The sequence below is a fragment of the Bradyrhizobium sp. 2S1 genome (genome assembly GCF_011516625.5).
Taxonomy (GTDB): domain Bacteria; phylum Pseudomonadota; class Alphaproteobacteria; order Rhizobiales; family Xanthobacteraceae; genus Bradyrhizobium; species Bradyrhizobium septentrionale.
On the sequence record NZ_CP147717.1, the window covers coordinates 4594125 to 4619130 of the forward strand.

At 64.6% G+C, this 25006-nt stretch carries 23 protein-coding genes and 3 pseudogenes; 18 read left to right on the top strand and 8 right to left on the bottom strand.

Annotated elements, in window-relative coordinates; genetic code table 11:
- Positions 1 to 45: 45 nt before the first annotated feature.
- Together tnpB and tnpA are read right to left on the bottom strand one after the other, a co-directional pair.
- Positions 46 to 393: an IS66 family insertion sequence element accessory protein TnpB gene (gene tnpB, locus HAP54_RS21720; RefSeq protein ID WP_063676425.1), complete on the bottom strand. Its 348-nt coding sequence runs from the start codon at positions 391 to 393 to the stop codon at positions 46 to 48.
- Positions 390 to 785, bottom strand: coding sequence for an IS66-like element accessory protein TnpA (gene tnpA, locus HAP54_RS21725; protein ID WP_166299824.1), 396 nt, complete (start codon positions 783 to 785; stop codon positions 390 to 392). The genes tnpB and tnpA overlap by 4 nt, the downstream gene beginning before the upstream one ends.
- A gap of 44 nt (positions 786 to 829) precedes the next feature.
- Between tnpA and HAP54_RS21730 the strand changes: the two are divergent.
- The 4 genes and pseudogenes from HAP54_RS21730 to HAP54_RS21745 all read left to right on the top strand — a co-directional run.
- Positions 830 to 2032: pseudogene (locus HAP54_RS21730) on the top strand (LVIVD repeat-containing protein); the annotation flags it as partial.
- A 35-nt stretch (positions 2033 to 2067) separates the two neighbouring features.
- Positions 2068 to 2580, top strand: a complete 513-nt coding sequence (locus HAP54_RS21735) for a hypothetical protein (RefSeq protein ID WP_248114468.1) — start codon at positions 2068 to 2070, stop codon at positions 2578 to 2580.
- A gap of 230 nt (positions 2581 to 2810) precedes the next feature.
- Entirely contained in the window at positions 2811 to 3428 is a 618-nt protein-coding gene (locus HAP54_RS21740; RefSeq protein ID WP_166303747.1) for a LysE family translocator, read from the top strand.
- 75 nt (positions 3429 to 3503) lie between these two features.
- Complete coding sequence (locus HAP54_RS21745) at positions 3504 to 4487, top strand: DUF3592 domain-containing protein (protein WP_166303750.1); 984 nt, start codon at positions 3504 to 3506, stop codon at positions 4485 to 4487.
- A 96-nt stretch (positions 4488 to 4583) separates the two neighbouring features.
- Here HAP54_RS21745 and HAP54_RS21750 read toward each other — a convergent pair whose 3' ends face one another.
- Genes HAP54_RS21750 through HAP54_RS21760 form a run of 3 tightly spaced genes read right to left on the bottom strand, consistent with a single transcriptional unit; the run spans position 4584 to position 8874 of the window.
- Positions 4584 to 5525 carry an FAD binding domain-containing protein gene (locus tag HAP54_RS21750; RefSeq protein ID WP_166303752.1) on the bottom strand — a complete coding sequence of 314 codons (942 nt, stop codon included), beginning with the start codon at positions 5523 to 5525 and terminating at the stop codon, positions 4584 to 4586.
- Positions 5522 to 8203 carry a molybdopterin-dependent oxidoreductase gene (locus HAP54_RS21755; protein WP_166303755.1) on the bottom strand — a complete coding sequence of 894 codons (2682 nt, stop codon included), beginning with the start codon at positions 8201 to 8203 and terminating at the stop codon, positions 5522 to 5524. The genes HAP54_RS21750 and HAP54_RS21755 overlap by 4 nt, the downstream gene beginning before the upstream one ends.
- Positions 8200 to 8874: a TetR/AcrR family transcriptional regulator gene (locus HAP54_RS21760; protein WP_166303758.1), complete on the bottom strand. Its 675-nt coding sequence runs from the start codon at positions 8872 to 8874 to the stop codon at positions 8200 to 8202. Before HAP54_RS21760 ends, HAP54_RS21755 begins: the two co-directional genes overlap by 4 nt.
- Positions 8875 to 9070: 196 nt before the next feature.
- Between HAP54_RS21760 and HAP54_RS21765 the strand changes: the two genes are divergently transcribed.
- The gene (locus HAP54_RS21765) at positions 9071 to 9304 is read left to right on the top strand and encodes a DUF6894 family protein (RefSeq protein WP_029082016.1); all 234 of its coding nucleotides are present in this window, start codon (positions 9071 to 9073) and stop codon (positions 9302 to 9304) included.
- Positions 9305 to 9313: 9 nt separating this feature from the next.
- A complete protein-coding gene (locus HAP54_RS21770; RefSeq protein WP_166303761.1) occupies positions 9314 to 9493 on the top strand; it encodes a hypothetical protein in 180 nt (59 codons plus the stop codon).
- Positions 9494 to 9505: 12 nt separating this feature from the next.
- Here HAP54_RS21770 and HAP54_RS21775 read toward each other — a convergent pair whose 3' ends face one another.
- Positions 9506 to 10435 (bottom strand): AraC family transcriptional regulator, encoded by a 930-nt coding sequence (locus HAP54_RS21775; RefSeq protein ID WP_166308231.1) that lies wholly within the window; start codon positions 10433 to 10435, stop codon positions 9506 to 9508.
- A 24-nt stretch (positions 10436 to 10459) separates the two neighbouring features.
- Between HAP54_RS21775 and HAP54_RS21780 the strand changes: the two genes are divergently transcribed.
- The 10 genes from HAP54_RS21780 to HAP54_RS21825 all read left to right on the top strand — a co-directional run bounded on the left by HAP54_RS21780 (position 10460) and on the right by HAP54_RS21825 (position 18959).
- The gene (locus HAP54_RS21780) at positions 10460 to 10714 is read left to right on the top strand and encodes a hypothetical protein (RefSeq protein ID WP_166303764.1); all 255 of its coding nucleotides are present in this window, start codon (positions 10460 to 10462) and stop codon (positions 10712 to 10714) included.
- Positions 10715 to 10853: 139 nt separating this feature from the next.
- Positions 10854 to 11753, top strand: coding sequence for a helix-turn-helix transcriptional regulator (locus tag HAP54_RS21785; protein WP_166303767.1), 900 nt, complete (start codon positions 10854 to 10856; stop codon positions 11751 to 11753).
- A 200-nt stretch (positions 11754 to 11953) separates the two neighbouring features.
- Positions 11954 to 12289, top strand: a complete 336-nt coding sequence (locus HAP54_RS21790) for a hypothetical protein (RefSeq protein WP_166303770.1) — start codon at positions 11954 to 11956, stop codon at positions 12287 to 12289.
- A 117-nt stretch (positions 12290 to 12406) separates the two neighbouring features.
- Complete coding sequence (locus HAP54_RS21795; protein ID WP_166303773.1) at positions 12407 to 13612, top strand: NAD(P)/FAD-dependent oxidoreductase; 1206 nt, start codon at positions 12407 to 12409, stop codon at positions 13610 to 13612.
- Positions 13613 to 13682: 70 nt separating this feature from the next.
- On the top strand, positions 13683 to 14477 hold the full coding sequence (locus tag HAP54_RS21800; RefSeq protein ID WP_166303776.1) for an acetoacetate decarboxylase: 795 nt from the start codon (positions 13683 to 13685) through the stop codon (positions 14475 to 14477).
- A 33-nt stretch (positions 14478 to 14510) separates the two neighbouring features.
- Complete coding sequence (locus HAP54_RS21805) at positions 14511 to 15686, top strand: DUF3734 domain-containing protein (RefSeq protein WP_166303779.1); 1176 nt, start codon at positions 14511 to 14513, stop codon at positions 15684 to 15686.
- Between the two features lie 43 nt (positions 15687 to 15729).
- Complete coding sequence (locus HAP54_RS21810; protein ID WP_166303782.1) at positions 15730 to 16512, top strand: 3-hydroxybutyrate dehydrogenase; 783 nt, start codon at positions 15730 to 15732, stop codon at positions 16510 to 16512.
- Positions 16513 to 16582: 70 nt separating this feature from the next.
- Positions 16583 to 17314, top strand: coding sequence for a DUF1275 family protein (locus HAP54_RS21815; protein WP_166303785.1), 732 nt, complete (start codon positions 16583 to 16585; stop codon positions 17312 to 17314).
- 293 nt (positions 17315 to 17607) lie between these two features.
- Entirely contained in the window at positions 17608 to 18771 is a 1164-nt protein-coding gene (locus HAP54_RS21820) for a PepSY-associated TM helix domain-containing protein (RefSeq protein WP_166303788.1), read from the top strand.
- A 23-nt stretch (positions 18772 to 18794) separates the two neighbouring features.
- Positions 18795 to 18959, top strand: coding sequence for a hypothetical protein (locus HAP54_RS21825; RefSeq protein ID WP_414646212.1), 165 nt, complete (start codon positions 18795 to 18797; stop codon positions 18957 to 18959).
- 334 nt (positions 18960 to 19293) lie between these two features.
- On the opposite strand, the gene HAP54_RS21830 is transcribed toward HAP54_RS21825, so the two are convergent.
- Complete coding sequence (locus tag HAP54_RS21830; protein WP_166297236.1) at positions 19294 to 20625, bottom strand: IS1182 family transposase; 1332 nt, start codon at positions 20623 to 20625, stop codon at positions 19294 to 19296.
- Positions 20626 to 20759: 134 nt separating this feature from the next.
- Here HAP54_RS21830 and HAP54_RS21835 point away from each other — a divergent pair.
- Both HAP54_RS21835 and HAP54_RS21840 read left to right on the top strand, forming a co-directional pair.
- Positions 20760 to 22055, top strand: a pseudogene (locus HAP54_RS21835) (IS701 family transposase); the annotation flags it as partial.
- A gap of 172 nt (positions 22056 to 22227) precedes the next feature.
- A pseudogene (locus HAP54_RS21840) lies at positions 22228 to 23503 on the top strand (transposase).
- A gap of 1051 nt (positions 23504 to 24554) precedes the next feature.
- On the opposite strand, the gene HAP54_RS21845 reads toward HAP54_RS21840, so the two are convergent.
- A complete protein-coding gene (locus tag HAP54_RS21845; RefSeq protein WP_166303790.1) occupies positions 24555 to 24941 on the bottom strand; it encodes a response regulator transcription factor in 387 nt (128 codons plus the stop codon).
- Positions 24942 to 25006 lie beyond the last annotated feature (65 nt).

A 25006-nucleotide genomic window follows, 5' to 3' on the forward strand; every position in this document is an offset into this window, starting at 1 on the left:
GAGCCATTGAATCAGATCGAGCAGCAGATTCAAACCGTAAAACGACTATCCGACCCGCGTCGGACGCTGGGTTTCTTGAGGGTTGCGCCAATCGATCCCGGACAACAGATAGCTCAACTGCGCCGGAGAGATCGTTACCGATTCACCAGCAACCGATGGCCAGATGAACCTGCCTCTCTCGAGTCTTTTGGTGAACAAGCAGGCGCCCTGGCCATCGTGCCAAATGACCTTCAATAGATCACCGCGTTTGCCCCGGAAGCAGAAAAGACCGCCGCCCATGGCGTCGCGCTTGAGCACTTCCTGCACGCGCAGAGCCAGGCTCGGAAAGCCGCACCGCATGTCGGTATGGCCCGTCGCCAGCCACACCCGCACGCCCGTCGGGATCGGGATCATCGGCGCGCCAGGCCCCGAGCAATTCGAACGACCGCCTCGATATCCGCACCGGGGCCGAAGACCACGCGCAGCCCCTGAGGGCTCACGATTTCGATCTGACCTGTCTCGACAGCTTCCGTCGTTGGCGGCGTACTTGCCGCAACTATCGCAGGGACGAATGTCGGGCCGATCGAATCCTCTTCGGCCGGATCATGACAGGTCCAAGCCTTGCGCCAGCTCAGCAGAAGCTGACGTGATATCCCATACCGGCGAGCCGTCGCCGACACCAGTCGTGCCCCCGAGAAGCTCTCCTCTACGATTCTGAGCTTCTCCGCACGCGTCCAGCGTCGCCGCCGACCGGTCTCCACCAAATCCATGCGGCTCAGCACCGCACTGTCCTTATGTCCGTCCATAAGGACAGTCAGCTACAGATCGGAAAAACTCGCAAGACGGCCGCCCTCGGACGGATACGGCCGAACCGAACGGCACCTCGATCGTCGACGTCACCGATCCCGCGCATCCGAAATATCTGCGGCACATTCCCGGGCAGGAAGGCAAATACGAATCCGGCGGCGCGCAGATGGTGCGGATCTGCGACGGCAAGGATCTGCCGAAGGGTGATCGCAACGCGGTCTACATGCTGCGTACCTTTGGCAGCGAGGCGCATGAGATCTGGAACGTCGCCGATCCCGCCAATCCGGTGCTGGTCACCCGGATCGGCGGGCTGAAGGACACGCACAAGAATTTTTGGGAATGCGGCACCGGCATCGCCTTCCTGGTGTCGGGCGCGCCGGACTGGCGCACGCGGCGCATGACGCAGGTGTACGATCTCTCCGATCCCGCGCAGCCTAAGAAGATCAGGGATTTCGGCCTGCCCGGGCAGGAGCCCGGCGCCACCGGCGCGGTGCCGACCGAGCTGCACGGGCCGATCTCGACCGGGCCGAAGGGCAACCGCGTCTATTTCGGCTACGGCACCAACAAGGGCGGCTTCCTGCAGATCGTCGACCGCGACAAATTGTTGAACGGGCCGAAGGAGCCGACGCCGGACAACCTGAAATATCCGGAGATCGCGCGGATGCCGCTGTCGGCGATGAATGGCGCACACACGGTGTTCCCGATGCCTGGCATGCCGATCGCCGAGTTTGCGCATGACAAGGACGGCAGCACCCGCGACATCGTGATGATCGTTGACGAGGCGATCCAGAACGAATGCGGCGAGGCACGGCAGATGGTGTGGTTCGCCGATGTCACCACTGAAACGCGGCCGATGCTGATTTCGAGCTACACCGTGCCTGAGGCCTCCGGCGCGTTCTGCGAGCGCGGCGGCCGGTTCGGCTCGCATTCATCGAACGAGAGCATGGCGCCGGTCTACTACAAGAAAATGGCCTTCATCGCCTTCTTCAACGCCGGCGTCCGCGCGCTCGACATCCGGGATCCCTATCACCCCCGGGAAGTCGGCTACTTCATCCCGCCGATCACGTCGGCGACCGACAAGCGCTGCGTCACCATCGACGGCAAGGAGCGCTGCAAGGTCGCGATCCAGACCAACAATGTCGAGACCGACGAGCGCGGCTATATCTACGCGGTCGACCGCGCCAACACCGGCCTGCACATTCTCGAACTGACCGGCGAGGCGCGCGCCATCGCCGGTCCGCCGTGAGCGCGTTGATGCGCGCGTGGCCGATCATCGCGGCGATGTTCCTGGCGCTCGGCGGCCTCTCGGCCGTGGCGGGCTACGAAATGGCACCGCCGCGGGCAGCCGCGTGGCGCGAGATCGCCTGGCCGTTCCCGCGCGACGGCTGGCCCGCCGGCCGCGCCTTCCGCTGCGACGTGGCCGAATGCGGCGCCGACGTCGAGGTCTATCTCAGGCCAAAACTCGGCTTCTGCAACTGCGATAGCGGCGTCGCCGATGACGACGAGGTCGATCGCGTTTCCGATGTCGACATGATCAGCCCGCGCTTCGTGCCGCTAAGGGCGGGCGATGTGGTTGATGTCGCGGGCATGTCCGGGCGGATCAGGGCGTACGATCTCGACATGCCCGACGGGAAACGCACCGCGATCGGCATCGCGGCCTCGCATCGTTGCGATCTGATGGCGGTGGCGGCGCAGGGCAGCGGCGATGCCGCACGGGTGCGGCGGGCGACGTTGAAGTTTCTGGAGTCGCGCGAAGTCCGGAAATGGATGACTGCCGCGATGGAGGGACGTTGAGCGTAGCGTGCGTCTTTCTTACCTCGCCCCGCTTGCGGGGAGAGGTCGGATCGCATCGACAGATGCGATCCGGGTGAGGGGGTACAGGTCTCTCGGTCTGCACCGCCTGGCGGAGAGAGCCCCTCACCCCAGCCCTCTCCCCGTGAAGGACGGGGAGAGGGAGCGACAGTGCCGCTTCCATCCACTTCCTCCACATGCATAATGTCTAGGAAAGAACAAACGAGCTCCCCATGTCCCTGCAAGCCTATTTCGCCTTCGTCGCCGCCTGCATGGCGCTGGCGCTGTTGCCCGGTCCGATCGTCACGATGGTGATCGCCAACGGCCTGCGCTACGGCACGCGCGCCGCGCTCACCAACGTGCTGGGCGCGCAGGTGGGACTCACCATCGTGATCGGCATCGTCGCGGTCGGCCTGACTTCGCTGATGGCGACGATGGGGTACTGGTTCGACTGGGTGCGCTTTGCCGGCGCGGCCTATCTGGTCTGGCTCGGCGTCAAGCTGGTCCGCTCCCCGGTCGAGGGCGTCGGCACCGACGAGACGCCGCCGCCGCCGCGCGGCGGCTTCTTCCTGCAGGGCTTTCTGGTGCTGCTCTCGAACCCGAAAGTCCTGGTGTTCTTCGGCGCCTTCATTCCGCAGTTCATGGACATGGACAAGCCGCACATTCCGCAGGTGGCGCTGCTCGGCGTCACCTTCATGGCGACCGCCGTGCTGACCGACGCGGCCTACGCGCTGGCGGCCGGCCGCGCCCGAAAGTTCTTCTCCAAGGAGCGGACGCGGTTGATGTCGCGCATCTCCGGCGGCTTCATGATCGGCGGCGGCATCTGGCTGGCGCTGACCCGGGCCCGATAAACCCCGCCGGGTGGTTGAACCCTTCACAGGGGTGGCGCGTCAAACCGGCGCTGCCTCCGATGAAGGACCCTTCCCGTGCCCGATTTGCCCTGGCTTGTTTATGCGATGCTGCTCGCGCCGCTCGGGCTGATCCTTATCGCCGCCGCCGTCAAGACCTGGCAGGTGCGCGAGGCGAGGGGCTGGCCGGACACATCGGGCAAGGTCGTGACCGCGGCCGCGGAGGTACGTGAGGTCAGGGTCTCCGACGACGAGCGCGAGGACGGCTATCGGATGGAGCAGCGCAACTTCGCCAACGTGGTCTACGAGTACCAGGTGGACGGCAGGAAGTTGCGCAACAACCGCGTCAGCATCGGCGAGGACCTCGGCAATTTCCAGGTTGCGGAGACACTGGCGAAGTATCCGGCCGGCAGTATCGTGACCGTCTACTACAATCCGCGACATCCCGATCAGGCGGTGCTGGAGCGTGACTTGCCGAAGGGCATCTGGGGATGTCTGGGCATCGGCAGTGCGATCGTGCTCGCGATCGTGTTCGGCTCGGCTTTCGGTCTCAACCGGATCCACGATGTTGTCTCGCGCCACATGGCGCGGCCCGATTTGTCGGGGATGGTGATCGGCTTCGGTGCGTTCGGCTTCGTCGTCGCGCTGTTTGCGCTCGCCGTGCGGCGGCAGGCGTCGACGGCGAGTCATTGGCCGGTGGTATCAGGCATCATCCATGTGTCCGAGATGGAGGAGTATCGTGGCGCTGCCCCCGATGGCGACGGGCGCGGGATGGAGATGTTCGGCAAGCGCGTGTCCTACACTTACACCTACGAGAACGTCAGCTACACCAACGAATGCGCGCGGGTCGGCGCGGAATCCGCCGCGAGTTCGAACAAGATGCTGCAGCGCCTGATGTCGCGCTACCAGGATGGCGCCGCCGTCGAGGTCCACGTCAATCCCGTCAATCCCGCCGAAGCGTCGCTCGACGCGCGCGGCGACGGCCGGCTCGCCTGGGTGCTGTGGACCATCGCAGGACTCTTTTTCGCGGCCGCGCTGTTTGCTGTCACCCGTGGCGGCTAGAGCGTTTTCGAGCGAAGTGGACACCGGTTCGCGTGAAGAAAACGCGTCGAAACAAGAATCTAGAGCTTCGGTTCTGATTCAATTAGAATCGAAGCTCTAGCGCGCGGTCTCATTCACGTTGAGCGTCTGCTCCGTCACATCGCGCAGCAAACCCACCAGCAGGTCGAGCTTGTATCCCGTCATCGGCAGCGGCTTTGCGCCGGATGTCGCGAGCTCGGCGGCTTGCGCGATCGTCGCCGCGTTGGCTGGCTTGCCCTGTAGCGCCGCCTCGCATGCCGCAAGCCGCAGCGGCACCGGAGCGATGCCGCCGGCGGCGATATAGACTTGCTGGAATGCACCGCCGGATATCACGGTTCGTACGCAGATCTCGACCAGCGGCCATTCCGCATGCGAGCGGCTGATGGCGCGCTTGTAGAGCGCGCGCTCGCCGGCCAGCGGGGCAGGGAGCTCGATCCGTTCGATCCGTTCGCCTGCCGCAAGCAAATTGTCGGCCGTGCCGTTGCTGCCGTCGCCGAGCAGGTCGGAGATCGACAATCCGCTGCGCCGGTCCGTGGTGACCTTCGCATCATAAGCCAACAGCGCCATCGCCATGGTCGACGGATGCGGCGCCACGCAAGGGCCGAGATCGAACGCGACGTGATAGAGATGGTTGCCCGATCGCGCCGGACAGTCGGAGCCACCCTTCTTGAGACAGGCGATCTGCGGATTGCGGAAATACCAGCAGCGCGAACGCTGGGCGAGGTTGCCGCCGAGCGTCGCCATGTGCCGGATCTGCGGCGTGGCAAGGCCCTGTGCCGCGGCAGCGATGCCGGGATAGGCCTGGGCCAGCCGCCCGTCGGATGCGATGGTCGCGATCGCAGTCAGGGCGCCGATGCGCGCCGAGCCGTCGGCGTTCCACGCGATCCCGATCGTATCGGGACTGGCGGCGAGATCGATGATCGACCCGCACGACAGGCCGCTGCGGCGGCGCTCCGACAGGTCGGTGCCGGCGGCACGGAATTCGGGCGCGTACATTGCCTCTGCGGTTGCGGCACTCATGCGGCAGCCCTCCCTTTCAGCGCGGCGACGATGCGGTCGGGACGGATCGGAATCTCGGTGAGGCGGACGCCGATCGCATTGTGGATCGCGTTGGCGACGGCCGCCGAGGTCGGCACCGTCGACGCCTCGCCGATGCCGACGCTGTTGCCGAGCACATGGTCGAAGCCGGCTTCGTCGAAATGGACATCGATCTCGGGCGTGTCGGCGATGCCCGGGATGCGATAATCCTCCATCCCCGCGGTCAGGACGTCGCCGCTGGTCGGATCCAGCTCGCGCGCCTCATAGAGCGCGTAGCCGAGGCCCTGGATCACCGCGCCGCAGGCCTGGCTGTGCGCCAGTGCGGGCGCTGCGATCTTTCCTACCGCGATGCCGGTATGCACGTTGAGCACGCGCACATGGCCGAGCCAGGTGTCGACCTCCACCTCGATGACCTGCACCGAGCTCGGCACGCCGGCGCCGACCGCGATGTTCGAGAAGCGGCGCATCATCCAGCCGAACACAAATCCCATCAGGCCGACTTCGCGCAGCGGCGAGCGGATGCCGGGCGCCGTGTTCTTGCCGTCCTCGCCGCGCGTCTCCGTGACAGCGATGTCGGGCGAGCGCGCGATCAGCTCGCGCCACGGCGCGTTCGAACCCGGCGCGGGCTTTCGCGTGGCCTGTTCGAGGATTGCGGCCTTCAGTTTCCGCACCGCCTGCAGCGTCGGCGGCAGCACGGAGGCGGTGACGCGGCTGCCGCCGGAGCCGGGCCCCTCGGGCAGCGACGAATCGCCGATCCGCACCTCGATGTCGCCGGGTTCGAGATCGAACTCGCGCGCGATCGTGTCGGCAAGCACACTGCGGGTGCCGGTGCCGATGTCCTGCGTCGCGGTGCTGGCGATGATGCGGCCGGCCTTGACCGCGACCTCGACCTTCACATTGGGCTGCCACAGATAGAGCCAGTAGCCCGTCGCCACCCCGATGCCGCGGCGATAGCGCCCGGTCTGCGCCGGCTTCCGGTTGCGCCAGATCTCGAGCCCGGATGCCCAGTCGTAGAGCCGCTGACGGTTGGGGTCAGGATCCCAGCGCTTGCGCAGGGCGATCGGATCGACGTTGAGCCGCAGCGCGGCTTCGTCGATCGCCTGCTCCACCGCGAATGCCATCGGCGGACCGCCGGGGCCGCGGAAGGCTGTGCCGGGCGGCAAATTGCTGATGACGTCGAAATCCGAAAGGTCCTTCGCCTCCGCGGGGTAGATCAGCCGCGCCAGGCCCGCGATCGTCGAGTTGGTCGCGGCCCCCGTATCGGCATGCGCAGTGACGGAGAGCGCTTTCAGGCCGCCCTTCTCGGAGGGAAGCAGCGCGACCTTCAATTCCGCGGCCGGCCGATAGCCGGCGACGGAAAGCTCTTCCTGGCGGTCGTAGGCGACCCGCACCGGCGCCCGCGCCTCGCGCGCGAGCTCGATCGCTGCGATGGTCTCGACGCCGAGACTCGCCTTCGATCCGAAGCCGCCGCCGACGTGATCGGCGATCACGCGGACCTTGTCGTGACCGAGCTTGTAGCGTTTTGCGATCTGCTCCTTCAGGTGAAACACCTGCTGGGTCGAGGCGTGCAGGGTCAGCCGGTCGCCGTCGAAGCGCGCCACCGCGGCATGCGGCTCGAGGCACGCGTGCTGTTGCGTGGCGGTGCGAAAGGTTGCTTCGACGAGCAGCCGGTTGTTGGCCTGGCGCGCCTCATCGACCCAGTTGCGGGCCTTCTTGGCGCGTGTCGAGAATACCGCGGTCGGCCCGCGGATGTTCTGCTTCCAGGGCGCCGGCCCGCCGGCCGCTTCCGAGACATTGCCGGCCCGCTTGCGGCTCGCCTTGTCGAACACGACGGGCGCGCCATCCTTGCGTCCCGCGTCGAGCCCGATCACCGCGGGCAGGCGTTCGCTGGTCAGCTTGATCGCGGCGAGTGCGGCATGCGCGGTCTTGCGGTCCCTCGCTGCAACCGCCGCAATCGGCTCGCCGACATAGCGCACAGTACGATCGTCGCCGAGCAGCGATACCGCGGTGACGCCGGAGAGCGCCCGCGCCGGAGCCAGATCAAGCGCGGTGATGCGGGCATGCGCCTCACGCGACCGTAGGATCACGCCTTCGAGCTGACCATCATGGTTGATGTCGACGGTGTACTTTGCCGCGCCCGTCACCTTGTCGCGCGCCTCGATGCGGGGCGCTGTGACATTGTCGCCGTCGAAGCGGCCGGCGCAGGCATCCGCCACCGCGCGGAAAATCCCGTCATAGGCGCCGCATCGGCAGAGATGGCCGGACAGCGCCACGCCGATCTCCTCGCGCGAGGGCACGGCCGTTCCCTTGGTTGCACGCCAGCGGTCGCAGAACGCGGTCGCTTCCACGATGAAGCCCGGCGTGCAGAAGCCGCACTGCAGCGCGTCGTGCGCCATGAACGCCTTCTGCACCGGATGTAGCGTTGCGGCGCCGATGCCTTCCACCGTCGTCACCGATTTGCCGGCGGCGGCCTGCGCCGGCATCAGGCAGCTTGCGACCGGCGCGCCGTCGACCAGCACCGTGCAGGCGCCGCAGACGCCGGCGCCGCACACCAGCTTGGTGCCGGTGAGCTTGAGCTGGTCGCGCACGACGTCGATCAATAGCGCGTCGGGATCGTCGGGCAGGGATTCAACGCGGCCGTTGATGGTCGTCGTGCTCATGGATGTCCTCCTGTCGTCCTGCGTGTCGGCTTTTCCCTCATCGCCGCCTTCTTGACGGGCGGCTTTTGCGATTTCGGCATGGATTTCGGCACGGCGCCCGCGCAGAGCGTCCGCACCATCATCGCCATGTCCTTCAGGAACGCATCGGCCGGCTGCATCGCCGGGTACTGCGACTTCGATGCGTACATCGCCATTTCGACCAGCCGGGCGAATTCGGCCGGCGACAGGCCCTGCGGCAGCACAAGCTGCTGCTTGCGCACGATCCGTGAAATCGTCGCGACCATGCGCTCCGCGTAGCGCGCGGCATAGGTCTGGTAGAGGTCGCGCGCGTGCACGAGGTGCTCGGAATACAGCTCCTCGAGATGCGGCGAGCCGTCCAGCGACGCGATCATGGTCGACATCCGCGCGATCATGCCCGCGGCAAGAATGTCGCCGAGATCGCCGCCCGCCGTCTCCGCTTCGGCAACAGCGGCGTCCTCGGCCGCGATCGCGGACTCATGCACCCGCTCGATCACGGCGCGGAACAGCGCTTCCTTGGATTCGAAATGGTGATAGAGCGCCTGCCGCGTCAGGCCGGCCGCTTCGGCGACCTGCTCGATCGAGGAACGGCGAAAGCCGTGCCGGCGGAACACCAGCATCGTGGCATCGAGAATGCGGGTCTTCGGTCCCATTTGACGATTTTGACAAATATAGAAGAACTGTCAAATCGCGATTTGGTGAGGGTGGTGCTGGCGCCCCTGATCACCATTCCGCGAGGTCGCCGCGCCGCCGGCACCGGTGTGAACCGCATCACGGATGGTCGCGTCCAAGAAACGTAGAGCTTGTTAAAGGCGAGCCTGCTCGCCCGGAGCTTGCAAGGACACTGACATGGCCCAGGTTTATTTCCATTGCTCGACTACGCGCGGCGTGTTGATGGATCGCCGCGGCACCGCGGTGACCAGCCTTTCCGAGGCCTGCGAGGCGGCGACGTGCATGATGCGATCGTTGGTCGCAACGGCCAGCCTGGAAGACTGGCGCGACTGGGCCGTGCATGTCAGCGACGAGGCCGGCGACGAGATCGTCATCCTGTCCTTCGCATCCGTTCTCGGCAAACCACACTGAGAGGACGCCATGCCGTCGCTGCAGCCAGCATTGCTGCCCTTTCGCCGCGGCCTGCACGCGATCACGACCGGCTGGCAGAATCTGATCGAGCGAATTCGCGATCCCTACCGGCCCGAGCGCCACTACATGCGCGGGCCGGGCCCCAAATGGCATGCCAAGCATGCCGTCCAAGCCGCCCCGGCCGGTTGAACGCAGACCGGTTCAGCTCTCGCCTTTCGTCGGGCGATGCGTCTCGCGGCGCCACACCGCCGGGCTGACGCCGATCACGGCCGAAAACACCCGCGTGAAATGGCTCTGATTGGCAAAGCCGGCCGAAATCGCGATCTCGGACAGCGACAGGTCGCGCACCGCCATCAATTGCTTGGCCGCCGTCACCCGTTGCCGCAGCAGCCATTGGTGCGGCGGCAGGCCGGTGGAGATGCGGAAGGCGCGCGAGAAGTGGCTGACCGAGAGGCCGAACTCGGCCGCGATCTGCTTCAGCGGGATTTTTCCGCCGAGGTCGGCTTCGAGCCGTTCGCACGCTTGCCTCGCTTGCCAGGCGGCCAGGCCTCCGCGGGTCGGTGCGGTGATGCTCCGCAGTCCGCCATAGGTCTGCGCGACGTGTGCGGTGAGGGCGAGCATCATGTGATCGATGAACAGCTGGTTGGTCTCCTCCGGCCGGCGCAATGCTTCGAGCAGCGAAGCGCCGAGATGACGGACGATGGCGTCGTCATGGCCGATACCGGGCTGATAAGCCAGTTCACCGATACGCGGCGCGCCGGCCTGCCTGGCGATGTCGTTAAGCGCGGAGCGCGGCAGATAGAAAAAGATCGAGTGGAACGGCTTGTCGATCACATAACGCGGATCGCGCTTCAGGTCGTACAGGTAGGTTGCGCCGCTGCGGATATCCGACTTGATGACGCACCGGCCGCGTTCCCAGCACTCGCAGTCCGGATAATCGCGAAACTTGAGGCTGAGCAGATAGGCATCGTCGGCGGGCAGCGACCCGGACAGGTCGCGCACCGGGTTGTCGTTCCGCGTCTCGGTGACCGCGAGCTCCGCACTGCGCAGCGAGCGCGTGATCAGCGAGGGCGCTTCCGCCAATTGCAGCGGCCGCCCGAGCCTCCGTCCGTAGACGCCTGCCTGTACCATATCGATCAAGTCCGACTGTAATGGGTGACCTCGGATACCGTCACCGTCATCTCGCGTGGTCGTGGCTTATTATCCGGATTGCTGCGGTGCCGTCCAGTTCCTCACGCGATGATGAACGACCCGCACCGCGTCGATCACGGCAGTGCTATTCCAGAACAATTTCAATTGCTTTGGTCCGATCGACTTTGTGGGATGCAGAATGTCGCGGCGGCGCGCTTGCAGCAGGATTGGATAAAGCGGGCCGTTTTAGGAAAGACATTCGTACTGCGCGGCGCTTAGTTCCCGCCGACAGTTCCGCGCCTTATCGGTCCGTAGACCCTGCCCGCAGGGAGGTAGCGCATGAGCTTTCAAACGCGAGCACAGGTCATGACTAAGCCGATCCTGCACGATCCTTTGCGGGATTCGTCCGCCGCATCCGATGCCAAGGCCGCCCGAGACGCCGGTCGGCCCGCGCGCTCCCGCCGACCAGGAGATGGCCCGTGTGCTCCACACGCGGCCGCTGCGCATCGCGGCCGACCCGTCGAGCGGCGCGATCGCCTATTGGAAGCACGAGGCCCTGCACGACGTCGTCCGGCCGATGGTCGACCACGTCATCATGACCTATCCCGCCGGCTCGCAGCAGCTAGAGCGGCGCACCGGCAAGGTGACTTCGATCGGCACGGCGCGTTCAGGCGTCGTGACGATCATTCCGGCCGGCTCGACCTCGCGATGGGACATCCACCAGTCGATGCATGTCGTTCAGCTCTATCTTCCGCATGCGACGCTGCAGCGCGTGGCCGGCGAAGCCGACACTGCCGCGCCCGGCGATCTCTTGGAGCGCACTGCGCATCCCGATCCCATTACATCGCGATTGTTGTTGAGCGCCGCCGACGCTCTCGACGGCGGCCAGGCGCTGGATGCGCTGTTCAGACACCAGCTGACCGATCTTCTGGCGAACCGCCTGCTGTCGGCGCATGCCGGCGTGCCCGCCGCCGTTCAGGCGACCATGGGAGGGTTGTCGCCGACCGCGCTGCGCCGCGCCACCGAGCGGTTGCGCTCGGACAGCGATGCGGACGTCTCGCTTGCGGCTCTGGCCATGGACGCCGGCCTGTCGCGCTTTCACTTCTGCCGTGCCTTCAAGGAAAGCACCGGGCTCTCGCCGCATGCCTGGCTGCGCCAGCACCGGCTCGAGCAGGCCATGAACATGCTGCGCGACACCGATGCATCCGTCGTCTCGATCGCGGCGGCGCTCGGCTACAGCTCGCAGACCGCGTTCGCCGCGGCGTTCAGGAAGCTGACCGGCGAAACCCCGAGTGATTGGCGGCGCCGTCTGCGGTAGAGCGTTTTCGAGCGATGTGGACGCCGGTTCGCGTGAAGAAAACGCGTCAAAACAAGAGGCTGGAGCTTCGGTTCTGATTTAATCAGAATCGAAAGTGCTCTAGCAGCAATCGCTCTTCAGGTCGGGCAATCGCTCTGGGGCACCGACAAGCCCAATTCGCTAGATCACCGTGGCGCCCACGCCAACAACGGAGACAAGCGATGGCCTGGAAGGATTTCGGCAGCTCCCTCGCAATCACGCGGCGACGCCGGGCCGTCGCGACCGCACTGATGTACGGGCTGACGCTCACCGTCCGCTTCACCACGGCAACCGCCGACGATGCCGACGCCCCGGCGCAGGCCGCTCACGGCGTCCATCCGATGACCTCGGTGATGATCAACGACGCGGCTCAGGGGCTCACCCGGGACCTCTTTCCGGGCGCCGCGCAGCCGGTCAGCTTTCACCGCGGTTCGCTGCCCGGCGCGCGCGGTTGTCGCGCGGCGTGTGGACCGGCGCCGCGCACGCCGTTCGTATCGGGCTGTGCCATCAGTCAATAGGCACTCACGTTCATTTCACCGCTTCGCGTCGCAGCTCGCGACAGGTTTGACCGTCAGCGGCAAGCGGCGGCGGCGACGCGCGGACATCAGAGACTGTCAACCCAGAGGAGATATCCCATGCGACTGGTCATCATCGGCGCCGGCTTTGCCGGCATGTACGCCGCACTTTCCGCAGCCCGCCTGCGCGACATCAAGGGCGTTTCGCCCGAGGAGCTCGAGATCGCGCTGGTCGCGCCGGAGCCGACTTTGGTGGTCCGCCCGCGGCTCTACGAGCCCAAGCCGGAGACGCTGACCGCGCCGCTGCTCGACGTCTTCAACGCGATCGACGTCGTCTATGTGCAGGGCAGCGCCGAGGCCGTCGACACCAAGGCGCGTACCGTGCAGATCGTCACCGCCAAGGACGCACGCAAGACGCTGCCCTACGATCGGCTGGTGGTGGCGACCGGCAGCCGGCTGTTCCGCCCGAACGTGCCCGGCCTTGCCGAGCATGCCTTCAGCGTCGACAACCTTCAGGACGCGATCGCGCTCGACCGTCATCTGCATAGCCTTGCCAAGCAGCCGGCATCGGTGGCGCGCGACACCGTGGTCGTTGCCGGTGGCGGCTTCACCGGCATCGAGGCGGCGACCGAGATGCCGGCACGGCTCAAGGAGATTCTCGGCAACGACGCCAGGCCGCGCGTCATCATCGTCGAGCGTAACGCTGCGATCGCACCCGACATGGGCGAGGGGCCGCGTCCGATCATCGAGGAAGCGATGCGCAAGCTCGGCGTCGAGGGCCGCTTCGGCGCCGGCGTCGCCGAGGTCAGCAAGTCCGGCGTCACGCTCTCCAGCGGCGAGCATATCGAGGCCGCGACCGTGGTCTGGGCGGCGGGCATCCGCGCCGCGCCGCTGACCGCGCAGATCCCGGCCGAGCGGGACAATTCCGGCCGGCTGCTGGTGGACCGCGATTTGCGCGTGCCGGCGGTCGCAGGCGTGTTCGCCACCGGCGATGCCGCGCGTGCGGCATGCGACGATGACGGCAACTACGCGCTGATGTCGTGCCAGCACGCCACGCGGATGGGCGCCTTTGCCGGCAACAACGCCGCCGCCGAGCTGCTCGGCGTCCCGACCAAGCCATATCACCAGAAGGCCTATGTCACCTGCCTCGATCTCGGCGAGGCCGGCGCGCTGTTCACCCGCGGCTGGGAACGCAAGGTCGAGATGGTCGGCGACGTCGCCAAGAAGACCAAGCGGGAGATCAACACCGTCTGGATCTATCCGCCGCGCGCCGAGCGTGCCGCCGCGCTCGCATCCGCCGATCCGGAGCACGTCACCGAAGTCTAACACTCCCGACATCGGCCGCGCCCTGCACGGGCGCGGCCACCCTCGACCGCCATATCTGGAGCTCACCAAAGTGAAACACGAGACCGTGCGTACATCGTCGTTCGCGATGCCGCTGACCAGTCCGGCCTTTCCTCCCGGGCCGTACCGCTTCGTCAACCGCGAGTACTTCATCATCCAGTACCGGACCGATCCCGACGCGCTGCGCCGCGTGGTGCCTGAGCCGCTGCAGCTGACCGATCCGGTGGTGAACTACGAGTTCATCCGCATGCCGGACTCGACCGGCTTCGGCGACTACACCGAGAGCGGCCAGGTCATTCCGGTGTCATACAAGGGCCAGCTTGGCGGCTTCACCCATCAGATGTTCCTCAACGATCATCCGCCGATCGCGGGCGGGCGTGAGTTGTGGGGCTTTCCCAAGAAGCTGGCGCAGCCGAAGCTCGAGGTCGAGATCGACACGCTGGTCGGCACCCTGAACTACGGTTCGGTGCGGATCGCGACCGGAACCATGGGCTACAAGCACCGCGCGCTCGACATCGCGGCCGAGACCAAAAAGCTCGCCTCGCCGAACTTCCTCCTCAAGATCATTCCGCATGTCGACGGCACGCCGCGCATCTGCGAGCTGGTGCGCTATCACCTCGAGGACGTCACGGTGAAGGGCGCCTGGACCGGACCGGCTGCGCTCGACCTGTACTCGCATGCGCTGGCGCCTGTCGCCGAGCTGCCGGTGCTGGAGGTTCTCTCCGCCAAGCACATACTTGCCGACCTCACGCTCGGGCTTGGCGACGTGGTGCACGACTATCTCGCCACGAGCCAGGCGACACCGCATCGCGGCGGCGACGTCTTGACCGCCGCGAATGCCGGCTGACCGGCCGCAACCCGTCCATCAGGAGATCCAGCAATGCTGAACGTGATGCGCGAGCAGATCAATCCGCTGTCGCAGCAGACCATGTCGCTGCCCTACGATGTCGTGGCGCTGGTGCTACAGGGCGGCGGCGCGCTCGGCGCCTATCAGGCCGGCGTCTATGAAGGCCTGCACGAGGCGGGCATCCGGCCGAACTGGCTCGCCGGCATCTCGATCGGCGCGCTCAACGCCGCGATCATCGCCGGCTCGCCCGAGGGAGAGCGCGTCGAGCGGCTGCGCAAATTCTGGGAAGGCATCTGTGCCGCGTCGGTGGAATGGCCTGCCGGCGAGGGGCTCGCCAATGCCCTGCCGTTCGCCTTCGACATGCGCTCGGCGCACAATGCGCTGGCGGCGATGCGCGCCTTGTTCCAGGGGCAGCCCGGCTTCTTCAAGCCGCGCTTCCCGCCGCCGTTCCTGTCGCCATTCTCGGGCGCCGCCGCGACAAGCTTCTACGACACCTCCGCATTGCGCCAGACGCTGGAACAGCTCGTCGACTTCGATCGGCTGAACTCGGGAGGAGTGCGCGTCAGCGTCGGCGCGGTCAACGTGCGCACCGGCAATCTGACCTATTTCGACACCGCCGAGCGCCGGCTCGGACCGAAGCACTTCATGGCGTCGGGTGCGCTGCCGCCAGGCTTCCCAGCGGTCGAGGTCGACGGCGAGCACTATTGGGATGGCGGCGTGGTTTCGAACACGCCCTTGTCCCGCGTGCTGTCCAGCGAGCCGCGCGATACGCTAACCTTCCAGATCGATCTGTGGTCGGCGAAGGGCCGCGTGCCCAACGACCTGATGGAGGTATCGAGCCGGCAGAAGGACATCCAGTATTCCAGCCGCACCCGTGCCATCACCGACCAGGCGCTGCGAATGCAGAAGATGCGTCAGGCGTTGCAGCGGACGCTCGCACTGCTGCCGGAGAGTGTCAGGCAGGATCCGGAAATTCGCGAGATCGCCGAGATGGCTCGCCATCGCTCCTGCAACATCATTCACCTGATCTACCAGTCCAAGATCCATGAGCGCCACTCCAAGGACTACGAGTTCGGGTTGAGCGCGATGCGCGCGCACTGGCAAAGCGGGTTGGAGGATATTCGCCGCACCCTGGCGGATCCGAGCCGCCTCGACCGGCCGGCGCCCGAGCGCGGCATCGTCACCCACGACATCCACCGCCGCGACTGAGTTGCGGCGCCTCACATCCTCACAGCATCGAAAGGAAACTCCCATGTTGAAAGGCAAGGTTGCCATCGTCACCGGATCGACCAGCGGCATCGGGCTCGGCATTGCCAGGGAACTCGCCAGACTGCGCGCCGACATCGTCTTGAACGGCTTTGGTGACGCCAATGAAATCGAGGCGATCCGCGGCGGCATCGAACGCGAGCATGGCGTGCGCGTCAGCTACGACGGCGCCGACATGTCGAAGGAAGATGCCGTGCGCGGCTTGGTCACCGCGACGGTTGCCAAGTTCGGCCGCCTCGATATCGTCGTGAACAATGCCGGCATCCAGTTCACCGCGCCGGTCGAGGAATTTCCGGCCGCCCGCTGGAATGCCATCCTGGCGATCAACTTGTCGGCTGCATTCCACAGCATTGCCGCCGCGTTGCCGCAGATGAAGAAGCAGCGCTGGGGCCGTATCGTCAACATCGCCTCCGCCCACGGCCTCGTTGGGTCGACGCACAAGGCGGCCTATGTCGCGGCCAAGCACGGTCTGATCGGCCTGACCAAGGTGGTTGGTCTGGAGACCGCCGGCAGCGGCGTGACCTGCAACGCGGTTTGTCCCGGCTGGGTGCGCACGCCGCTGGTCGACAAGCAGATCAACGACATCGCCGCGGAGCGCGGCATCAGCCAGCAGGATGCTGCGAGAGATATGCTCGCCGAAAAGCAGCCGTCGCTCGAGTTCGTCTCTCCGGCACAGCTTGGCGGCACCGTCGCCTTCCTGTGCTCGGGCGCAGCCGACCAGATCACCGGAACCGCGATCTCGGTCGATGGCGGCTGGACGGCGCGGTAGCGCACGGTCATCGAGCATGACCGGGATTTCCTCAGCCGGCCCATGACGGCCAAAATCCAGGTGCTCGCCCATGTCACTGCTCGCCAGAGGCTTGCTCGCCTTCCAAGGGCCGGATGATTCCGCGGATGACGCCATGGAGCTGTCGCGCATGGAGGCGCGACTGCCGGCTTTGCTCAGCGTGATCGCCGGAATGGTCGACTGTACCGGCTTTTTCACGCTGGGCCACGTCTTCACGGCTCACGTGACCGGCAACCTCGTGCTGGCAGCGGGCGTTGCCGTCGACGGCGGCTCGTTCCATTGGGCGCAGTTGTTGACCATCCCGGTCTTCATGCTGGCGCTGGCCACCGTCTGGCTGATTGCGCGCGCATCACGCTTGCACGGTGCAAGACTGGTGCGGCTCTTGCTGCTGGTTCAGTTTCTGATCCTTGCAGCGTTGCTGGCCTTCAGCATCATCGCCAGGCCATCCACCGATCCGGCTGGATGGTTGGCGGGCACGGCGGCGATGATGGCGGTGTCCGCCATGGCCTGTCAGTACGCGCTGCTGCGCCTCGCGGTGCGGGGCGCGATCTCGACTGCCGTGATGACCGGCAATCTGGCCAATGCCGTCTTGTCGGTGATGGACCTGCTTTCGGTCCGTCATCCCCTGCTGCCGCGTGACGCGACGCCGTTGAAGCATTCGCTTGGCCGCTTGGCCGGGTTCCTTCTGGGCTGTGTGATTGCAGCGGCGGCGGTTTCGCTGGCCGGAGATTGGACCTGGTCGCTACCCGCGGCACTGGCGTGCGCTGCGATTGCCGTGCGGTAACTGCGGTCGAGGTCGCACGCGGGATCCGCATGCACGCCGCTCTCGCGCGCAGGGTCGCTTCGCCGCGCGGTTGTCGTTCGTCGCTCGCCTCGATTCAGTTTAGAACAATCCTAAGAATTGCATTGAAAGACGGGACGCATCGTCGCAGTTCCCTGATGCTCTCGTTGCGAGATCGCAACACGATCAACGATAAGTCCAACACTGGACGAGTTCTAATCCGCAAGCGGCTGTGCGCATCCTTCGTCGTGTTAGTGACGGCGAGCAAAAGCGTACCTGGAATTAGGCGACGGAAATTGACTGCGACCACCACTTCCCTGCGGCGATGGGGCGCCGTCCACAAATGGACCAGCCTGATCTGCACCTTGTTCATGCTGCTGTTGTGCATCACCGGCCTGCCGCTGATCTTCCACGAAGAGATCGATGACCTCCTGCACAACCAGGTCAAGCCGGCCGAGGTGCCGGCAGGCACGCCGCCGGCCAATCTTGACCATCTGCTTGGCAACGCGCTGGCGCGGGCGCCGGGCAAGGTGCCTCACTTCCTGATCTGGGATCGCGACGAACCCGGCGCGATGTGGGTCAGCGTCGGTCCGACGATCGATGCCGATCCGACCAACAACCTGCTGATCCGGATGGACACGCATAGCGGCGCCTATCTCGATTCCCCCGATGTGACCGGCCGCTTCACCTACATCATGCTGAAGCTGCACACCGACATGTTCGCGGGCTTGCCCGGAAAGCTGTTCCTCGGATTGATGGGGATCCTGTTCTGCGTCGCGATCATTTCCGGGATCGTGGTCTATGCGCCGTCGATGCGGAAGCTGCGTTTCGGCGCCTACCGTGCCCAGCGCACCCGCGTCGTGCGCTGGCTCGATGTCCACAACCTCGCCGGCATCCTGCTGGTGGCCTGGACGCTGGTCGTCGGCTTCACCGGGGTCATCAACACCTGGGCCGATCTGGTCGTGAAGATGTGGCAATTCGGCCAACTCGCCGAAATGACCGCGCAGTATCGCGACCGGCCGGTGCCTGTGAGGCTGACCTCGCTGAATGCGGCGGTCGAGGTGGCCAAGCATGCGGTGCCCGGAATGACGCCGAGCTTCGTCGCGTTCCCAGGCACGACCTTCAGCAGCAAGAGCCATTACGCGGTCTTCCTGCGCGGCGATACGCCGCTGACCTCACGGCTGCTGAAGCCGGCGCTGATCGATGCGGAAGCCGGCAAGCTGACGGACAGCCGCGACATGCCCTGGTATGTGACGACGCTGTTCGTCTCGCAGCCGCTGCATTTCGGCGACTATGGCGGCATGCCGCTCAAGATCGTCTGGGCGCTGCTCGACATCCTCACCATCTTCATCCTCGTGACCGGCGTCTATCTGTGGTGGCGCCGGCGCAAGGCGGGCGTGAGCCAGGAGCGCGCCATCGCCAACGCCGCCTCGATCGACGTGTCAGCGCTCTCGTCGTGATCAGCATGGTCTCGCATCGCTCCTTGACCCGGATCTTTGCCGCGCCTCTCGTCATCGCGATCGTGAGCACGGTGGGGTTGGTCAGCGCACTCGTCGGTGACGGCTGGTGGGATGCCGTCTCATGGGCGGCGCTCGGCCTGCCCGTGCTGCTCTATCTGGCGTTCATCTGGCGGCGCCGGACGGATTGATCGGAATATGCGCATCTCTGTGGTGTCTCAACCGCGGAGATGCGGAAGAAATCGAACAAGCAATCGAACAAGCGCTCGCCGCCGCGCAAATGCCTGGCGTGCGGGATTGCGCCGGTGCGAGCCCCAAGGATCATCTGCCACGGCTGCATCGGCACGGCCGCCGCGATCGAGGCCGTTCGCAAGTCCAGAGTCGCGCGCGCGGCCGTCCGAAAGTGCAAGGCGAGGTCGGTCAACCGTTCGCCGAAAAAGCGGCGGCTTCGTCCCCGCCGTCCGAGCGACTAGGAGCCCGTCCAGATATGTTTTCGTGACGGGCATTTGTTGTAGAGTAGCAGGCTCAGGCTGCGTTTGCGAGGTTGAACAGCTTGAGGAGGTTATGGACGGTGCAGATCATTGTCCACTCGGCGCGCACTTTCTCGATGCCCCGCAACAGGAACTGGCGGAAGCCTCTTGCCTGTTTGATCTGCCCGAACACCGGCTCCACCACTTGCTTTCGCAATCGGTAGGGTGTTTCGAAGCCGCCATCGTCGATCTTCTTTCGCATGGCCTGTGTCAGCGGGCCGCCGACTTTTCCGTTCGCTACTGTCGGGTGCTTGGCGCGTCCGGGCGCGACATAGCCATCGATGCTGCGTGTGTCGAGCGCTTCGAGATTGGCTTCGCTGCAGTAGCCGGAATCCGCTGAGGCCTGCCGCGGCTTGCGGCCAAGATTGCTCTCGATGGCCTCGATCAGGGGCACCAACTGGCCCTGATCGCTGCCGTGCTGGGTCAGTTCTTGCGCGACAATGATCTGGGCATGTGCATCGACGGCCGCCTGGGCATTATAGGCCTGAACGAAGCCATCCTTCGACTTCATGATGCGGCTTTCCGGATCGGTGAAGTTGCGTTGCGCCTTGGGATTGGGTTCCTCCGATGGCAGCGCCGCCGGTTTGCCCGGCTTCTTGCGGCCTTCGGCCTGGCGCTGCTGTTCCTTTTCGGCCTCGATGCGGCGCTCTTCCTCCGCCGCCAGTTTGGCGTCCGCTTCCAGCGCCGCCATCGCTTGCTGGATCTTCGCCAGCCGTTTCTGCTTGTCGACGGTCCAGTCCGGCAGTTCGTCGCTGTTGCCGAAAGTCTCATCCTCCGAGGCATCCGCCGCCTCGGCGGCCGCCAGCATGCGAGCGACCTCGGCCTTCAATTCCGCCTCGCGCTTCTTCATGCGCTCATAACTCATCGCCTTGTGTTTCGACGCGTTCGCCTTGATCTTCGTACCATCCAGCGCGACATGACCGAGCTTGACCAGCCCGGCCGTCTCGCACAACTTCAGAACCTGCACGAATAGCGCGCCGAGCGCCTTCAAATGTCGCTTGCGAAAGTCGCTGATCGTCCGAAAATCCGGCGCATCCAGCGCCACGATCATCACAAAATCGTTCCGCTCCCGGCAGGCCTTGGCAATCCGACGCGACGAATACAGCCCACTCGCATAGCTATGCAGCAGCGCCACCATCATCCGCGGATCAAACGGCGGCTGCCCAAGCCCGCTCACATAGCTGCCCATGATCTCCCTGAGATCGAGGCTCTCCCGCACCAGATCAACCATAAACCGCGAGACATGGCCTTTCGGCACGAAGTCCTGCACATTCGGCGGCAGAAGCAGCGTCTGATCGATGTTCCAAGGCCGAAAATACTTGCTCATCGCCCAATGTTGAATCAGACCCGACCAGATTTGAACAGCGACTATCCAGACAAGCTCCTAGTCTGACTGAGTCACAAAACCGCCGGCCAGAATCAGCGATGGATGAAGCACGGACCATCAGTCGAGAGGCCGACATGAGCGGGCGTGGCACCAAGACGAGCGAGAAGCGATTTGCGACGTATTTGGAAGGGCTTGCCAGTGTCATCGGTCATGCTGATCGGAAGGCGCCGCTGCGCGACTATTGCGTCGGCCTGATGGCCTGTGGCGGTCGCAAGAGCGTGGAGTCGATGGCGGCGGTGACAGCTCCGGAACGGACGGCCGCCCAGCATCAATCGCTGCTGCATTTCGTCGGCAGCGGCGCCTGGTCGGATGAGAAGGTGCTGGGCAAGGTACGTGAGATGGTCCTGCCGGCGATTGAACGCCAGGGCCCCATCGAAGCCTGGATCATCGACGATACCGGATTTCCCAAGCAGGGCCGACATTCAGTTGGAGTTGCACGGCAATATTGCGGGCAGCTCGGCAAGCAGGATAATTGTCAGGTGGCGGTGTCACTGTCGATTGCCAACCACCACGCCAGCCTGCCTGTCGCTTATCGCCTTTATCTTCCGAAGGAATGGACTGAGGACTGCGATCGGCGGCGCAAGGTGGGCATTCCTGCCGAAGTTGGCTTCCGGACCAAGCCGGAGATCGCGCTGGAGCAGTTGCGGTGGGCCTGCGCGAGCGGCCTTCCACGCGGTGTCGTACTGATGGACGCGGGCTATGGCAATAACAGCGACCTGCGCACGGAGATCACGGCGCTGGGATTGACCTATGTGGCGGGTCTTCTGTCGAGCACAACGGTATGGGCGCCCGGTACCGGTCCCTTGCCGCCGAAGCCATGGTCGGGCCGCGGCCGTCCACCGAAACTGATGCGCCGCAACCGTCAGCATCAGCCGGCCGCCGTCAAGGCGCTCGCGATCGGCCTGCCGGCCAAAGCTTGGCGCACCATCACGTGGCGGCAAGGAACGAACGAAAAGCTGACCTCGCGCTTTGCCCGCGTGCGGGTCCGTGCCGCGCATCGTGATTATTGGCAAACCACCCGGCGATTGGAGGAATGGTTGCTGATCGAATGGCCAAAAGGCGAGGACCAGCCTACCAAATACTGGCTCTCGACATTGCCGGAGGATGTGGCATTCCGGACTCTCGTTGAGACGGCTAAATTGCGCTGGCGCATCGAACGCGACTATCAGGAACTCAAGCAGGAGGTCGGGCTCGGCCACTTCGAGGGACGCGGCTGGCGCGGCTTTCATCATCACGCAACAATGTGCATCGCAGCCTACGGATTCCTGATCTCCGAGCGGGAGACGATTCCCCCCTCAGGCACTCGGCACGCCCGGCCGATCCTGCTCGATCGCATTCCCGCAGATTACAGACCCCGCGGATTTGCCGCTGCGGACCCAACGTCACATTCCAAATTCGATCGCGACGATGCGACGGCGCCTCGAACATGGGCTCGTCCGAACGCTGTCGAGATGTCCTTGTTGTGCGATCAAGTTCGACCACTAGGAGCTTGTCTGGATAGTCGCTGTTCAAATCTGGTCGGGTCTGATTCAACATTGGGCGATGAGCAAGTATTTTCGGCCTTGGAACATCGATCAGACGCTGCTTCTGCCGCCGAATGTGCAGGACTTCGTGCCGAAAGGCCATGTCTCGCGGTTTATGGTTGATCTGGTGCGGGAGAGCCTCGATCTCAGGGAGATCATGGGCAGCTATGTGAGCGGGCTTGGGCAGCCGCCGTTTGATCCGCGGATGATGGTGGCGCTGCTGCTGCATAGCTATGCGAGTGGGCTGTATTCGTCGCGTCGGATTTTCGGACGATCAGCGACTTTCGCAAGCGACATTTGAAGGCGCTCGGCGCGCTATTCGTGCAGGTTCTGAAGTTGTGCGAGACGGCCGGGCTGGTCAAGCTCGGTCATGTCGCGCTGGATGGTACGAAGATCAAGGCGAACGCGTCGAAACACAAGGTGCGATGAGTTATGAGCGCATGAAGAAGCGCGAGGCGGAATTGAAGGCCGAGGTCGCTCGCATGCTGGCGGCCGCCGAGGCGGCGGATGCCTCGGAGGATGAGACTTTCGGCAACAGCGACGAACTGCCGGACTGGACCGTCGACAAGCAGAAACGGCTGGCGAAGATCCAGCAAGCGATGGCGGCGCTGGAAGCGGACGCCAAACTGGCGGCGGAGGAAGAGCGCCGCATCGAGGCCGAAAAGGAACAGCAGCGCCAGGCCGAAGGCCGCAAGAAGCCGGGCAAACCGGCGGCGCTGCCATCGGAGGAACCCAATCCCAAGGCGCAACGCAACTTCACCGATCCGGAAAGCCGCATCATGAAGTCGAAGGATGGCTTCGTTCAGGCCTATAATGCCCAGGCGGCCGTCGATGCACATGCCCAGATCATTGTCGCGCAAGAACTGACCCAGCACGGCAGCGATCAGGGCCAGTTGGTGCCCCTGATCGAGGCCATCGAGAGCAATCTTGGCCGCAAGCCGCGGCAGGCCTCAGCGGATTCCGGCTACTGCAGCGAAGCCAATCTCGAAGCGCTCGACACACGCAGCATCGATGGCTATGTCGCGCCCGGACGCGCCAAGCACCCGACAGTAGCGAACGGAAAAGTCGGCGGCCCGCTGACACAGGCCATGCGAAAGAAGATCGACGATGGCGGCTTCGAAACACCCTACCGATTGCGAAAGCAAGTGGTGGAGCCGGTGTTCGGGCAGATCAAACAGGCAAGAGGCTTCCGCCAGTTCCTGTTGCGGGGCATCGAGAAAGTGCGCGCCGAGTGGACAATGATCTGCACCGTCCATAACCTCCTCAAGCTGTTCAACCTCGCAAACGCAGCCTGAGCCTGCTACTCTACAACAAATGCCCGTCACGAAAACATATCTGGACGGGCTCCTAGGCGGCCTTGGGGAAGGCTCACAGTCAGAAGAGCTCCTGCGCGGAGAAGATGGTACGCAGACTGAGCCGGCCGGCGTAGTCTTCGCCGAGCTGCTAGTGCCTGGTGCGCTCTGTGACAGCAATGCACGAGCCAATAGATCGAATTGGCGGCGTCGTAATAACTTTACGAGGCGCGGCCAAGATCCGCCCGGCCGTCGAAAGGAGGCCGGGCATTTTGCACGCAGATTATGTGGGGTATCTGGAGGCAAAGGTCTTCCGGGCGATCTGATGAGGCCCAAGAGTTCATGAGGAGCAAAGGAGCAGCCTGAGATAGGGCGTGAAGGAGCTACGGAGCGATTGCTGCCCCCCAATAGACAAGGAGGATAGAAGCTGTGACGGGCGGCGCGGTGAACAGGAGCTCGTCCCACAGAGCTTTTCGCCCGACGAAATGAACAAGACGCAAGCAATTGGTTCGAAAATGCGTTCCGGAGAGCTCTTGGGCTGAGCAGAGCTCTTTCGTTGTTGAAAATAGTATGCTTGCTGCAACGAGACCGAGCTAAGCAAGCGCGCGAACCTGTCGAATCCTGTCCGGGAGGAGGATCACCCTGAGCACCAGCCTACGGAGATTGAACGGAGCCGGGAGTGCCGAGTACCGCGAGCCTCGCGGCGGCAACGTTGGTCCTGATCAACGCGGCTAGCGGGCGGAGCACGTCACAAGGATCAATAAGCCAAAGTAAGAAATCGACCGCTGGTGATGCCGGCCGATTTCGGGGGGGTCATTCCAGTAGATCGTACGAGCTCGAGATAGGATTTCAACATGCAGGTCTTGAACCCTGCTTGAGCGAACTCGCGGGTGACGAGCCTAAAAAAGCGGACCAACCAATTAGACTGGAGCGCGCGGACCCGGCCTCTCGGAGTTCTAATTACAGGCGCAGCGTGCTCGGCGCCAAGAAGCTGATCGATGTCGTGTCGCGTGAGAAGTGCGCAGATTGGACATGAGGTTGGCGGTCTTCTGGATTAGGTGTGCCCCCCGTCGCGATTCTCCTGCAGTGCGGCATCGAGGCACTCGATCAGCGTATGTCCGGCGAAGGGCTTGGCCAGAAAGCCAATCGCTCCCGCGTCCAGGGCTGAGGCGCGCACGCGGTCGTTCGGGAACGCAGTAATGAAAATGAACGGCACACCGTGACACCTCGCCCGCATTTCTGCCAACAGGTCCAAGCCGCTCATAACCGGCATCTGCAGATCCGAAATTACGCAGGAGGTTTCGTTCAATCGCGGTGACCTCAAGAAGTCCTCGGCCGACGCAAACGTTTGGACGATGTAGCCACGCGATTTCAGAAGGTTCTCTGTCGCCGCGCGGACCGACGCGTCGTCGTCAACGACAGATATTAAAGGCGTGGACAAGACGTGCCCTCCGGACGCGGGAATGGCGGCTGCCGCAGCATTAGCCACCCTCGGCGAAAAGTGGG